The sequence below is a fragment of the Pseudomonas sp. FG47 genome (assembly GCF_057809115.1).
In genome coordinates, this window is sequence record NZ_JBMDJI010000048.1 from 1 (window position 1) to 13076 (window position 13076).

13 protein-coding genes are annotated in these 13076 nt (G+C 62.6%); 9 read left to right on the forward strand and 4 right to left on the reverse strand.

Going from position 1 to position 13076, the window contains the following annotated elements; genetic code table 11:
* Positions 1-48: 48 nt before the first annotated feature.
* Positions 49-804, reverse strand: a complete 756-nt coding sequence (locus tag ACODS5_RS22600; protein WP_134693529.1) for a GntR family transcriptional regulator — start codon at positions 802-804, stop codon at positions 49-51.
* A gap of 355 nt (positions 805-1159) precedes the next feature.
* On the opposite strand from ACODS5_RS22600, the gene ACODS5_RS22605 reads away from it, so the two are divergent.
* Entirely contained in the window at positions 1160-2509 is a 1350-nt protein-coding gene (locus ACODS5_RS22605) for an NCS2 family permease (RefSeq protein WP_134693528.1), read from the forward strand.
* A 185-nt stretch (positions 2510-2694) separates the two neighbouring features.
* Here ACODS5_RS22605 and uraH read toward each other — a convergent pair whose 3' ends face one another.
* Positions 2695-3048, reverse strand: coding sequence for a hydroxyisourate hydrolase (uraH, locus tag ACODS5_RS22610; RefSeq protein WP_134693527.1), 354 nt, complete (start codon positions 3046-3048; stop codon positions 2695-2697).
* A 367-nt stretch (positions 3049-3415) separates the two neighbouring features.
* Here uraH and puuE point away from each other — a divergent pair, with 367 nt between their 5' ends.
* The 7 genes from puuE to ACODS5_RS22645 all read left to right on the forward strand — a co-directional run bounded on the left by puuE (position 3416) and on the right by ACODS5_RS22645 (position 10447).
* Complete coding sequence (puuE, locus tag ACODS5_RS22615; protein ID WP_134693526.1) at positions 3416-4342, forward strand: allantoinase PuuE; 927 nt, start codon at positions 3416-3418, stop codon at positions 4340-4342.
* Complete coding sequence (gene uraD, locus ACODS5_RS22620) at positions 4342-4857, forward strand: 2-oxo-4-hydroxy-4-carboxy-5-ureidoimidazoline decarboxylase (RefSeq protein ID WP_489109703.1); 516 nt, start codon at positions 4342-4344, stop codon at positions 4855-4857. The genes puuE and uraD overlap by 1 nt, the downstream gene beginning before the upstream one ends.
* A 103-nt stretch (positions 4858-4960) precedes the next feature.
* Positions 4961-5464, forward strand: a complete 504-nt coding sequence (locus tag ACODS5_RS22625; RefSeq protein ID WP_134693524.1) for an ureidoglycolate lyase — start codon at positions 4961-4963, stop codon at positions 5462-5464.
* A 55-nt stretch (positions 5465-5519) separates the two neighbouring features.
* Positions 5520-6836: a urate hydroxylase PuuD gene (locus tag ACODS5_RS22630; RefSeq protein ID WP_038705699.1), complete on the forward strand. Its 1317-nt coding sequence runs from the start codon at positions 5520-5522 to the stop codon at positions 6834-6836.
* Positions 6837-7031: 195 nt separating this feature from the next.
* On the forward strand, positions 7032-8387 hold the full coding sequence (locus ACODS5_RS22635; RefSeq protein WP_489109704.1) for a nucleobase:cation symporter-2 family protein: 1356 nt from the start codon (positions 7032-7034) through the stop codon (positions 8385-8387).
* A gap of 141 nt (positions 8388-8528) precedes the next feature.
* Positions 8529-9314 (forward strand): outer membrane protein OmpK, encoded by a 786-nt coding sequence (locus tag ACODS5_RS22640; RefSeq protein WP_217848833.1) that lies wholly within the window; start codon positions 8529-8531, stop codon positions 9312-9314.
* Between the two features lie 350 nt (positions 9315-9664).
* Positions 9665-10447 carry an outer membrane protein OmpK gene (locus tag ACODS5_RS22645; protein WP_134693521.1) on the forward strand — a complete coding sequence of 261 codons (783 nt, stop codon included), beginning with the start codon at positions 9665-9667 and terminating at the stop codon, positions 10445-10447.
* A 167-nt stretch (positions 10448-10614) separates the two neighbouring features.
* On the opposite strand, the gene ACODS5_RS22650 is transcribed toward ACODS5_RS22645, so the two are convergent.
* Positions 10615-11529, reverse strand: coding sequence for a DUF808 domain-containing protein (locus tag ACODS5_RS22650; RefSeq protein ID WP_489109705.1), 915 nt, complete (start codon positions 11527-11529; stop codon positions 10615-10617).
* Between the two features lie 132 nt (positions 11530-11661).
* Here ACODS5_RS22650 and ACODS5_RS22655 point away from each other — a divergent pair, with 132 nt between their 5' ends.
* The gene (locus ACODS5_RS22655) at positions 11662-12273 is read left to right on the forward strand and encodes a TetR/AcrR family transcriptional regulator (RefSeq protein ID WP_028692838.1); all 612 of its coding nucleotides are present in this window, start codon (positions 11662-11664) and stop codon (positions 12271-12273) included.
* 127 nt (positions 12274-12400) lie between these two features.
* On the opposite strand, the gene ACODS5_RS22660 is transcribed toward ACODS5_RS22655, so the two are convergent.
* A complete protein-coding gene (locus ACODS5_RS22660; protein ID WP_489109706.1) occupies positions 12401-12841 on the reverse strand; it encodes a GlcG/HbpS family heme-binding protein in 441 nt (146 codons plus the stop codon).
* Positions 12842-13076 lie beyond the last annotated feature (235 nt).

A 13076-nucleotide genomic window follows, 5' to 3' on the forward strand; every position in this document is an offset into this window, starting at 1 on the left:
AGCCGGCGATGGGGCGCGAGGCGGCCCCTTGCTCATACAGGCAAACGATCAACCCTTGACGCTGACCTTGGGCTTTTTCAGCAGGTGGGAGAACACCGCATGCAGGTCGTCCGAAGCGCTTTCCTCGTCGAGGTTGAGCTTGCTGTCGATGTGGTCCATGTGATGCATCATCAGGCTCACCGCCTGCTCGGCATCGCGTGCCTCGATGGCGTCGATCAGTTGCATGTGCTCGTCGTACGAGCAGTGCGAACGGTTGCCGCTCTCGTACTGGGCGATGATCAGCGAAGTCTGCGATACCAGGCTGCGCTGGAAGCTCACCAGCGGTGCGTTGCCGGCGGCCTCGGCCAACTTGAGGTGGAATTCGCCGGACAAGCGGATGCCGGCGCCACGGTCGCCGCGGGAGAAGCTGTCACGTTCTTCGCGCACCATGTGGCGCAGTTCGTTGAGCTGCTCGAGGGTAGCGTGCTGCACCGCCAGCTCGGTAATGGCACGCTCGACCATGCGCCGGGAGAAGAACACCTGGCGCGCCTCCTCGACCGTCGGGCTGGCCACCACCGCGCCGCGGTTGGGCCGCAGCAGCACCACGCTTTCGTGGGCCAGGCGCGACAGGGCGCGACGAATGATGGTGCGGCTGACGCCGAAGATCTCGCCCAGCGCTTCCTCGCTCAACTTGGTGCCCGGTGCCAGGCGCTGCTCGAGGATCGCCTCGAAGATGTGCGCGTAGACGATGTCGTCCTGGGTACCGCTGCGGCCGGCCTTGCCAGTGCGCGCAGGTTTTTTCAGAGGTTGCAGCTGTTCGTTCATGAGCTCTCGAGCACGAAGGGTCTGCCAGTCGGACCGTGACTGTAATACCTGTCAGCGGGGGGATGGCAAGTCCAGGAAGAAGATAGTGGGCCAAGGTATGGCGCCATTGTACACAGGCTGACCCGTTTCTGCAGGTGGCCTTTTACCTATATAGCCGTTGTACGGCAGTTTGTACGCACAAAAGATAAAACATTATTTGCATTATTTGTACACAAAAGCATAATCCTGCGAGCAACTTCCTGACCCAAAAGTCAACAAAATGGTCGGACGTCTGCCACACCCCCTCGCGAAGCCCCCCAGTGCATGGCTCAGGACCCGGCTTCGAACAACAAGAAAGACTTGAGGAGTACTCGCTGTGGAAAGCCGCAAATCCGAAGCACCTACGCTGGATCTCGCCCCACCGCTCGAAACGGGCTGGCTGGAGCGGATTTTCAAACTCAAGCAGCATGGCAGCACCGTCCGCACCGAGCTGATCGCCGGGGTGACCACCTTCATCACCATGGCCTACATCATCTTCGTCAACCCCAACATCATGGCCGACGCCGGCATCGACCACGGCGCCGCGTTCGTCGCCACTTGCATCGCCGCCGCGCTGGGCTGCCTGCTGATGGGCCTGTACGCCAACTGGCCGGTGGGCCTGGCGCCGGGCATGGGGCTCAATGCCTTCTTCACCTACACCGTGGTCGGCACCATGGGCTACAACTGGGAAACGGCGCTGGGGGCGGTGTTCGTCTCAGGCGTGCTGTTCATGTTCCTGACCGTCTCACGCGTGCGTGAGTGGCTGCTCAACAGCATCCCGCTGAGCCTGCGCCATGCCATGGGGGCCGGCGTCGGATTGTTCCTCGGACTGATCGGCCTGAAGACCGCCGGCATCATCGTCGACAGCCCGGCAACCCTGGTCAAGCTGGGCTCGCTGCATGAGCCCGGCCCGCTGCTGGCGGCCGTGTGCTTCCTGCTGATCGCGATCCTCAGCTACAAGCGGGTGTTCGGCGCGATCCTGATCAGCATCATCGGCGTCACCCTGGCCGGCTGGGGTCTGGGCCTGGTCAAGTTCGGCGGGGTGGTGTCGATGCCGCCGAGCCTGGCACCGACCTGGATGGCCATGGACGTGGTCGGCGTGTTCAACGTCAGCATGATCAGCGTGGTGCTGGCGTTCCTGTTCGTGCACATGTTCGACACCGCTGGCACGCTGATGGGCGTGGCCCAGCGGGCCAACCTGGTGGCACCGGACGGGCGCATCGAGAACCTGTCGCGGGCGCTCAAGGCCGACAGCACCTCCAGTGTTTTCGGCGCAGTGGTTGGCGTGCCACCGGTGACCAGCTACGTAGAAAGTGCCGCGGGTGTCGCGGCAGGTGGACGTACCGGCCTGACCGCCGTGGTGGTGGGGATCCTGTTCATCGCGGCGATGTTCTTCGCCCCGCTGGCCGGGATGATCCCAGCCTATGCCACCGCTGGCGCGCTGATCTACGTGGCGATGCTGATGATGGGCAGCATGGCGCATATCGAGTGGGATGAAGCCACCGACAGCATTCCGGCGATCGTCACGGTGATCATGATGCCGCTGACCTTCTCGGTCGCCGACGGCATCGCCCTTGGCTTCATCAGCTATGTGGCGCTGAAGGCGGGTACCGGCAAGTACAAGGAGATCTCGGCCAGCCTGTGGGTGCTGTGCGCGATCTTCATTGCCAAGTTCGTGTTCCTCTGACCTCGCTGCAACAACCAAGGGCGCCTCGGCGCCCTTTCTTTTTGCCTGCTCGGCATGCCTGCTTCCACACATCCCCTGTAGGAGCACCCGAAGGGCAGATTGGCAACTGCAAAAACAGCAGACGAAAAAAAGCCCGCCAGTGTGAGAGCGGGCCAAGGACCTACGAAGATTCTTCTAGCGACCAACTAGCTTCCACGATAGGTCGAATAGCTGTACGGCGAGATCAGCAACGGCACATGGTAATGCTCTTGCTGCTCGTCGATGCCAAAGCGCAGCACGACAACATCGAGGAACGCGGTGTCCGGCAGCTTCACACCCTTGGCGCGGTAGTAGTCACCGGCGCTGAACTGCAATTGATAGACGCCGGTGCGGTAATCGTCGCCCTGCAGCAGCGGCGCGTCGACGCGACCATCGCTGTTGGTCAGGGCGGTGTTCACCAGTTCCAACTGCTGGCCTTCGACGCGGTACAGCTCGACCGTGATCGAGCTGCCCGGGCAGCCATGCGCGGCGTCCAGTACGTGTGTGGTCAAACGTCCCATTTGCTTGTCGCCTCTTGTCGTCTACGTGGGCAAAAAATACACGGCTACAGCCTGGCAGCGGTGCGGGAATGACGCCATTAAGACAGTTGAACGACAAATTGTACACAATTTTTTATCTCCTTTGCGCCAGCACGACCTGAACAGCCCATCACTCGCAAAGACACGTCCCATGCCGACCCTCACACCATTAGCTGACCAATCGGGCAGGTTTCTTGCAAGGATTCTCCAACCGACAAAAGGGCAGAAATGCGGAAAAACAGGCTTACAAAAGATTTCAGAAGTTGTATACAATCAGCCCATCCGGTGGTGCGACATCCCGACGCGGCCCGCCCACCACTCGCACATACGTACAAGAAGGAAGACTGCAGTGAGCGCTGACTACCCTCGCGACCTGATCGGTTACGGCAACAACCCACCTCACCCGCAATGGCCGGGGAATGCCCGCATTGCACTGTCCTTCGTGCTCAACTACGAAGAAGGTGGCGAGCGCAACATCCTGCATGGCGACAAAGAGTCCGAAGCGTTCCTCTCCGAAATGGTCGCTGCCCAGCCGCTGCAGGGCGCGCGCAACATGAGCATGGAATCGCTCTACGAATACGGCAGCCGCGCCGGCGTATGGCGCCTGCTCAAACTGTTCAAGGACAGCGGCGTGCCGCTGACCATCTTCGCCGTGGCCATGGCCGCCCAGCGCCACCCCGACGTGATCCGCGCCATGGTCGAGGCCGGCCACGAGATCTGCAGCCACGGCTACCGCTGGATCGACTATCAATACATGGATGAAGCGCAAGAGCGCGAGCACATGCTCGAAGCCATCCGCATCCTCACCGAGCTTACCGGCGAACGCCCGCAAGGCTGGTACACCGGCCGCACCGGTCCGAACACCCGGCGCCTGGTGATGGAGGAAGGCGGCTTCCTCTACGACAGCGACACCTACGACGACGACCTGCCCTACTGGGAGCCGAACAACCCCACCGGCAAGCCGCACCTGGTGATCCCCTACACCCTCGACACCAACGACATGCGCTTCACCCAGGTGCAGGGTTTCAACTGCGGCGAGCAGTTCTTCCAGTACCTGAAGGACGCCTTCGACGTGCTCTACGCGGAAGGCGCCGAGGCACCGAAGATGCTCTCCATCGGCCTGCACTGCCGCCTGGTCGGCCGCCCGGCGCGCCTGGCCGCGCTCAAGCGCTTCGTCGACTACGCCAAGAGCCACGAGCAGGTCTGGTTCGCCCGTCGCGTGGACATCGCCCGCCACTGGCACGCCACCCACCCGTACAAGAAAGAGAACGCCTGATGACCGCCTTCAAGACCCTCAAGCCCTCCAGCCTCAAGCGCGCCGCCTTCGTCGCGGCCTTCGCCGACATCTACGAGCACTCGCCGTGGGTCGCCGAGAAAGCCTACGACCTGGGGCAACTGGCCGAGCTGGACGAGATCGAGGCGCTGCATCAACGCATGAGCGACATCCTGCTCAGCGCCAGCCATGCCGAGCAACTGGCACTGATCAATGCCCACCCGGACCTGGCCGGCAAGGCCGCCATCCAGGGCGAGCTGACCGAATCGAGCACCAACGAACAAGCCGGCGCCGGCATCCACCAGTGCACCGCCGAGGAGTTCGCCCGCTTCACCGAGCTGAACGACGCCTACAAGGCCAAGTTCCAGTTCCCGTTCATCATGGCGGTCAAGGGCAGCAACCGCCACCAGATCCTCGCCGCCTTCGAACAGCGCATCAACAACGACACCGATGCCGAGTTCAAGGAGGCCCTGGCGCAGATCAACCTGATCGCGCTGTTCCGCCTGCTGCAGCTGTAAGGCACTGGCAGCGCCCTGGCCCGAGTGCGTGACGCGTCCGCACCCAGGGCCCCGGCCCGCCAAGCCACCAAAATCCAGAACAACGAATAGAAGAGATAACCGCATGCGCACCCTGATGATCGAGCCCCTGAGCAAAGAAGCCTTCGCCCCTTTCGGTGACGTGATCGAAACCGACGGCAGCGACCACTTCATGATCAACAACGGCTCGACCATGCGCTTCCACAAGCTCGCCACGGTCGAGACCGCCGAGCCGGAAGACAAGGCGATCATCAGCATCTTCCGCGCCGACGCGCTGGAGATGCCGCTGACCGTGCGCATGCTGGAACGCCATCCGCTGGGCAGCCAGGCTTTCATCCCGCTGCTCGGCAACCCCTTTCTGATCGTGGTCGCGCCCGTTGGCGATGCACCTGTATCAGGCTTGGTCCGCGCCTTCCGCAGTAATGGCAGGCAGGGCATTAATTACCATCGCGGCGTCTGGCACCACCCGGTGCTGACGATCGAAAAGCGGGATGACTTCCTGGTGGTTGATCGCAGTGGTTCCGGCAACAACTGCGATGAGCATTACTTCCCCGAGGAACAGATGTTGATCCTCAATCCCCACCAATAAGAAAAGGTCGGTCACCCAGGTCCGCCTGAACCGTGACCGGCGAGAGGTACATACTGTGGAAGCACACCTTCACGAATGGCTGAACCTGAGCATTCGCTGGGTTCACATGATCACCGGCGTGGCCTGGATCGGTGCATCGTTCTACTTTGTCTGGCTGGAGAACCACCTGAACCGCAGCAACCCGCGCGATGGGTTGTCGGGTGACCTCTGGGCCATCCACGGTGGCGGCATCTACCACCTGGAAAAATACAAGCTGGCACCGCCGAAGATGCCCGAGAACCTGCACTGGTTCAAATGGGAAGCCTATTTCACCTGGATGTCCGGGATTGCCTTGCTGTGCGTGGTGTTCTACTGGAACCCGACGCTGTACCTGCTGGCACCCGGCAGCACCCTCAGCGGTGCCGAAGGCGTGGCCATCGGTATTGGCTCGCTGATCGCCGGCTGGTTCATCTACGACTTCCTCTGCGACTCGCCCCTGGGCAAGAAGCCGGCCCTGCTCGGCGCCGTGCTGTTCGTGCTGATCATCGCCGCCTGCTGGGGCTTCAGCCTGGTGTTCAGCGGTCGCGGCGCGTACCTGCACACCGGCGCGATCATCGGCACCATCATGGTCGGTAACGTGTTCCGCATCATCATGCCGGCGCAGCGCCAGCTGGTGGCCGCCATCGAGAACAACCAGACCCCCGACCCGGTGCTGCCGGCCAAGGGCCTGCTGCGCTCGCGCCATAACAACTACTTCACCCTGCCGGTGCTGTTCATCATGATCAGCAACCACTTCCCGAGCACCTACGGTAGCCAGTACAACTGGCTGATCCTGGCCGGGATCGCGGTGGCCGCGGTACTGATCCGTCACTACTTCAACACCCGCCACGACAGCAACAAGTACGCCTGGACCCTGCCCGTGGGCGCCCTGGCGATGATCTGCCTGGCCTATGTAACCGGCCCGAAACCACTGCCGAGCGCTCCTGAGCAGGCCGCCGCCAAGGTCGAGTACCAACCGCTGCCGGCCACCGCCGTGGGCGGCAAGACCGCCGCCGAACTGCGCGCCGAGGAAGCCGCCAAACCTGCGGCCCCCGCCGAGGCTCCGGCCCAGGCCACCGCCCAGGCTGGCGGTGAAACCTTCGACAAGATCCACACCGTCATTCAGGAACGCTGCACCGTGTGCCACTCGGCCAAGCCGACCAGCCCGCTGTTCAGCGCCGCACCTGGCGGCGTGATGTTCGACACCCCGCAGCAGATCCAGGCCCAGGCCGCGCGCATCCAGGCGCAGGCCGTCGCCAGCCAGATCATGCCGCTGGGCAACATCACCCAGATGACCGTCGAGGAACGCAAGCTGGTCGGCGACTGGATCGCCAAAGGCGCGCAGGTCAACTGAGACACCCCACGACTGCGTGGGAGCGGGCTTGCCCCGCGATGAGGCCGGTACTCCCGGCCTCGCTTCCAAGCTCTACGTAACAAGCAAGCATCGAGCGTTCGGCTTCACGCGGGAAACCCAGCCTCCTTTACCGGAGACTGCCACGTGAAGCCGCCCGCTTGGATCCGAGAATAAAAACAAAACTCGAGGTGCTGCATGTCCGAGTCACCCAAGGCGTACATCCCTGTTGCGCCGCCACGACAGCCCCTGCCGTTGTTCCAGCTGATCCTGGTGGGTCTGCAACACGTGCTGCTGATGTACGGGGGCGCCATCGCGGTGCCGCTGATCATCGGCCAGGCGGCGGGCCTGTCCCGCGAAGAAGTCGCCTTCCTGATCAACGCCGACCTGCTGGTCGCCGGCGTTGCCACCATCATCCAATCCTTCGGTATCGGCCCGGTCGGCATTCGCATGCCGGTCATGATGGGCGCAAGCTTCGCCGCTGTCGGCAGCATGGTGGCCATGGCCGGCATGCCCGGTGTCGGTTTGCAGGGGATCTTCGGCGCGACCATCGCAGCCGGCTTCTTCGGCATGCTGATCGCGCCATTCATGTCCAAGGTCGTGCGCTTCTTCCCGCCACTGGTGACCGGCACGGTCATCACTTCCATCGGCCTGTCGCTGTTCCCGGTGGCGGTCAACTGGGCCGGCGGCGGGCAAGAGGCCACCGCCTTCGGCGCGCCGATCTACCTGATGGTCGCCGGCCTGGTGCTGGCGGTGATCCTGCTGATCAACCGCTTCATGCGTGGTTTCTGGGTCAACGTCTCGGTCCTGGTGGGCATGGGCCTGGGCTACATCCTGGCCGGCTCCATCGGCATGGTCGACCTGTCGGGCCTGGACCAGGCACCGTGGCTGCAGGTGGTCACCCCGCTGCACTTCGGCATGCCGACCTTCAGCCTGGCGCCGATCCTGTCGATGTGCCTGGTGGTGGTGATCATCTTCGTCGAATCCACCGGCATGTTCCTCGCCCTGGGCAAGGTGACCGACCGTGAAGTGACCCCGGGGATGCTGCGGCGCGGCTTGCTGTGCGACGCTGGCGCCTCGTTCATTGCTGGCTTCTTCAACACCTTCACCCACTCCTCGTTCGCCCAGAACATCGGCCTGGTGCAGATGACCGGGGTACGCTGCCGCTACGTCACGGTGATGGCCGGCGCGCTGCTGATCCTGCTCAGCCTGCTGCCCAAGGCGGCGTTCCTGATCGCCTCGATCCCGCCTGCGGTACTGGGCGGCGCGTCCATCGCCATGTTCGGCATGGTCACCGCCACCGGCATCAAGATCCTCCAGGAGGCGGACATCGCCGATCGTCGCAACCAGTTGCTGGTGGCGGTCAGTGTCGGTTTCGGCCTGATCCCGGTGGTGCGTCCGGAGTTCTTCGCGCAGATGCCGCAGTGGATGGAACCGATCACCCACAGCGGTATCGCCATGGCTACCCTCAGCGCCCTGGTGCTGAACCTGTTGTTCAACATCCTCGGCGGCGCCGAGCGTGCCGCGCACAACGACACCTGTCATCAGCATTGAGTGACCAGGGGCGGCGCCTCGCCGGCCGCCCCGCTCCACCCCTGTCGTAACGCATTACCGTCGGCCCGCCGGAATGGGCCGCCCGGGGCGCCTGCGCGCCAAAAAAGCCCAAACAAAAACAATAAGTCCGGGAATCACAACATGAAGCGCATCACCTCGTCCGTTTTGCTCGGCAGCACCTTGCTGGCTACCCTCCCCGCCCACGCCGGCGAATGGCTGCAGTGGCACGGCGAAAGCCTGACCTATCTGTATGGCAAGGACTTCAAGGTCAACCCTTCGATCCAGCAGACGATCACCTTCGAGCACGCCAACAAATGGAAGTACGGCGATACCTTCCTGTTCGTCGACAAGATCTTCTACAACGGCAAGGCCGACCCCGGCAAAGGCGTGACCACCTACTACGGCGAGTTCAGTCCGCGCCTGTCGTTCGGCAAGATCCTCGACCGCAACCTGGCCTTCGGCCCGATCAAGGATGTGCTGCTGGCCATGACCTACGAACGTGGCGAGGGCGACAACGAGGCCTATCTGATCGGCCCCGGCTTCGACCTCAACGTGCCCGGTTTCAACTACTTCACCCTGAACTTCTACGTGCGCAATACCGAAGGCAGCCGCCCCGGCGACAACGTCTGGCAGATCACCCCGGCCTGGTCGTACACCATCCCGGTGGGCAAGTCCGACATCCTGATCGACGGCTACATCGACTGGGTGGTGGACAACGACCAGACCCGCCGCGGCACCTATCACGCCAACCTGCAGTTCAACCCACAGGTCAAGTACGACCTGGGCAAGGCCCTGAACCTGGGCGCCAAGCAGCTCTACGTGGGCTTTGAGTACAGCTACTGGAAGGACAAGTACGGCATCGACAGCCGCGGCAACCTGGACAGCAACCAGAGTGTCGCCAGTGCCCTGGTGAAGGTGCATTTCTAACCCGACGGGCGCTCGCCCAACGATGTGACAGCGTGCTCCAGGACGGAGCACTTGAGGCCCGGCGCGCAAGTGAGTAATCTGCGCGCCCCCTCGATCGGGGCAGGATGGATCCTGCCCGCGTTTGCTGACCGCCAAGTCAATGATTCCGGGCGATTGGCCAACGTGTTGCCAGCGTGAAATACCCATTTCATCCGTAAGAAAGACGTCGAGCAGGATGGTTGTGGCCAACGTGGAAAAGTTGGCGCAGCGCTTGCCAAACAGCTGTGGCCTATTGAAAAAAGCTGACCCAAAAGACAAGAACAGCGCCCGAGCGCTGACAACAGATCCAACTCAAGGGAGCGACACTCGCAATGCGTACCATCAACAGCCTGATCCTCGCCGGTGGCCTGCTGGCCTGCGGCGCCAGCCAAGCCGGCGACCTGCTGCAATGGCAGAACAACAGCCTGACCTACCTGTGGGGCAAGAACTTCAAGGTCAACCCCGAGACCCAGCAAACCTTCACCTTCGAGCACGCCGACGCGTGGAAGTACGGTGACAACTTCTTCTTCTTCGACAAGATCTTCTATCAGGGCAAGAAGGACGCCGGTAACGGCCCGAACACCTACTACGGCGAGTTCAGCCCACGCCTGTCGTTCGGCAAGATCTTCGACCAGAAGCTCGAGTTCGGCCCGGTCAAGGACGTGCTGCTGGCGATGACCTACGAGTTCGGCGAGGGTGACACCGAGGCCTACCTGATCGGCCCCGGTTTCGACCTGGCAATCCCTGGCTTCGACTACTTCCAGCTGAACTTCTACCAACGCACCACCGACGGCAGCCGCCCGGGCGACAACGTCTGGCAGATCACCCCGGTGTGGTCATACACCATCCCGGTGGGTTCGTCCGACATTCTCATCGACGGTTTCATGGACTGGGTGGTGGACAACGACGAGAACCGTCGCGGCACCTACCAGGCGAACCTGCACTTCAACCCGCAGGTCAAGTACGACCTGGGCAAAGCGCTGCACCTGGGCGAGAAGCAGTTGTACGTGGGTATCGAGTACGACTACTGGAAGAACAAGTACGGCATCAAGGACAGCGATGCCTTCACTACCGATCAGAACACCATGAGCTTCCTGGTGAAAGTGCACTTCTGATCTGAAGCCAGTGCATAACCCGTAGGAGCGGCCTTGTGTCGCGAAAGGGCTGCGCAGCAGCCCCGGCGACTTTGCATGATGTCGAGATCCTGGGGCCGCTTCGCGCCTCTTTTCGCGGCACCAGGCCGCTCCTACTGGTGAACCTGGGCAAGCCCCGGCCAGACGCCTCAGTTTGCCGGTTTTAGCGCCCGCCATACCTTGCCGACGACGCTCACCACCGCCAGCACCACAGCCCCCGCAATCACCCCCGCGACGCCGTTGAGCAGCGCCCCGGTCAACGCCCCGCCCCGCCCTTCGCTGAACGCCTCGATGGCGTGGTGCAGCGGCGCGATGCCATGCACCAGGATGCCGCCACCAACCAGGAACATCGCCGCGGTGCCGATCACCGACAGGCTCTTCATCATGTACGGCGCGGCGCGCAGGATGCCGTTGCCCACCGCCTGGCTCAGCGCCGAGGCTTTCTTGGTCATCCACAGCCCCAGGTCATCGAGCTTGACGATGCCTGCCACCAGGCCATACACCCCCAGGGTCATGACGATGGCGATGCCCGACAGCACGATGATCTGCTGGCTCAGCGGCGCATCGGCCACGGTACCCAGGGTGATGGCGATGATCTCGGCGGAGAGGATGAAGTCGGTGCGCACCGCGCCCTTGATCTTGCTTTTCTCAAAGGCCACCAGGTCGACCTGCTCGTCGGCCACGGCCGCCTTGCGCGCCTCGTGCTGCGCGTCGTCCTCGGCCTTGCTGTGCAGGAACTTGTGCGCCAGCTTCTCGAAGCCCTCGAAGCACAGGTAGGCGCCACCGACCATCAGCAGCGGAATCACCGCCCAGGGAATGAACGCGCTGATCAGCAACGCCGCCGGCACCAGGATCGCCTTGTTCAGCAGCGAGCCCTTGGCCACCGCCCACACCACCGGGATCTCCCGCTCGGCACGCACGCCAGTGACCTGCTGGGCGTTGAGCGCCAGGTCGTCGCCCAGCACCCCGGCGGTCTTCTTCGCCGCGACCTTGGTCATCAACGAGACATCGTCGAGGACCGTGGCGATATCATCGATCAATACCAGTAAGCTGCTTCCTGCCATGTCAAAATGTTTCCAGTAGGTTCGAATGGCCGGGATTCTAGCCCAAAGACGCTGCCTTGAGCGCCCGTCCGAGCGGGTGCTACCATGCCGGACCCCTCTTGGAGGGGCCAGACCCGAGGAAGATTCCCGACAATGAGCACCATTCGCGAGCGCAACAAGGAACTGATCCTGCGCGCAGCCAGTGAAGAATTCGCCGACAAGGGCTTCGCCGCCACCAAGACCAGCGATATCGCGGCCAAGGCCGGCCTGCCCAAGCCGAACGTGTACTACTACTTCAAGTCGAAGGAAAACCTCTATCGCGAGGTGCTCGAGAGCATCATCGCGCCGATCATGCAGGCCTCGACGCCGTTCAACGCCGACGGTGATCCTAAAGAGGTGCTCAGCGCGTACATCCGCTCGAAGATCCGTATCTCCCGCGACCTGCCCCACGCCTCCAAGGTGTTCGCCAGCGAGATCATGCACGGCGCGCCGCACCTGTCGCCGCGCCAGGTCGAGCAGCTCAACGAGCAGGCCCGCCACAACATCGAGTGCATCCAGCGCTGGATCGAGCGCGGCCAGATCGCCCACGTCGACCCGCACCATTTGATGTTCAGCATCTGGGCGGCGACGCAAACCTATGCGGATTTCGACTGGCAGATAGCCGTGGTGACCGGCAAGGCCAAACTGGCCGACAGCGATTATGACGCGGCGGCGGAGACCATCATCCGCCTGGTGCTGAAGGGCTGCGAGCCCGAGGCGGCCTGACAGGGCCAATGGGGCTGCCGTGCAGCCCGTTCGCGACACAAGGCCGCTCCTACAGAGGTTACGCATTTCCCTGTAGGAGCGGCCTTGTGTCGCGATGGGCCGCAGAGCGGCCCCAAAATGACGAACCTTACGCAGCAACCCCCGCATCCGCCGTCAGCCCGACTTCCTCAATTGCATTGATCGCGCACTGCTCGTCGATATCCGACGTATCGCCACTGATCCCTACCGCCCCCAGCACCTTGCCCTCCTGATCGCGGATCAGCACGCCCCCTGGCACCGGCACCACCGGTCGCTCGCCGAGCCCGTTCAAAGCCGCATAAAAGGCGGGGCGCTGCTGCGAGTCCAGCGCCAGCAAGCGTGAACCCTTGCCCAGCGCCACCGCACCCCAGGCCTTGCCGATGGCCACCTCGGGGCGCAGCAAGCTGGCGCCGTCCTCACGCTGCAACGCCAGTAGATGCCCGCCGGCGTCGAGCACCGCCACGGTCAAGGGCGCGGCGTTGATCTTGCGGCCGGCGGCCAACGCGGCATTTACCACGCCCACGGCCTGTTTGAGGGTCAATGCGTTCATGAAAAGGTCCTCTTCTTGTTGTGAGAAGCCCTGAGGGCAGTTGAAAACCAATAGACAAGATAGAACACAACAAAGACACTATTTGTATACAATTTTATAATCCAATATGCCTTACTGCGACGAAATGTCGCCTTTTTTTGCCATGACCCGCAAGTCAAACCCGCCGACGAAAATGGATTGACCTTTTGCGTCGACCATGAATACACTCTGTCGCAACGCAAGTTGTATACAATTA

What these genes read in the sequence shown, in the direction of transcription:
- ACODS5_RS22600 (WP_134693529.1), bottom strand. Translation starts at nt 804, where the DNA reads ATGAACGAACAGCTGCAACCTCTGAAAAAACCTGCGCGCACTGGCAAG.
- uraH (WP_134693527.1), bottom strand. Translation starts at nt 3,048, where the DNA reads ATGGGACGTTTGACCACACACGTACTGGACGCCGCGCATGGCTGCCCG.
- uraD (WP_489109703.1), top strand. Translation starts at nt 4,342, where the DNA reads ATGACCGCCTTCAAGACCCTCAAGCCCTCCAGCCTCAAGCGCGCCGCC.
- ACODS5_RS22625 (WP_134693524.1), top strand. Translation starts at nt 4,961, where the DNA reads ATGCGCACCCTGATGATCGAGCCCCTGAGCAAAGAAGCCTTCGCCCCT.
- ACODS5_RS22635 (WP_489109704.1), top strand. Translation starts at nt 7,032, where the DNA reads ATGTCCGAGTCACCCAAGGCGTACATCCCTGTTGCGCCGCCACGACAG.
- ACODS5_RS22640 (WP_217848833.1), top strand. Translation starts at nt 8,529, where the DNA reads ATGAAGCGCATCACCTCGTCCGTTTTGCTCGGCAGCACCTTGCTGGCT.
- ACODS5_RS22645 (WP_134693521.1), top strand. Translation starts at nt 9,665, where the DNA reads ATGCGTACCATCAACAGCCTGATCCTCGCCGGTGGCCTGCTGGCCTGC.
- ACODS5_RS22650 (WP_489109705.1), bottom strand. Translation starts at nt 11,529, where the DNA reads ATGGCAGGAAGCAGCTTACTGGTATTGATCGATGATATCGCCACGGTC.
- ACODS5_RS22655 (WP_028692838.1), top strand. Translation starts at nt 11,662, where the DNA reads ATGAGCACCATTCGCGAGCGCAACAAGGAACTGATCCTGCGCGCAGCC.
- ACODS5_RS22660 (WP_489109706.1), bottom strand. Translation starts at nt 12,841, where the DNA reads ATGAACGCATTGACCCTCAAACAGGCCGTGGGCGTGGTAAATGCCGCG.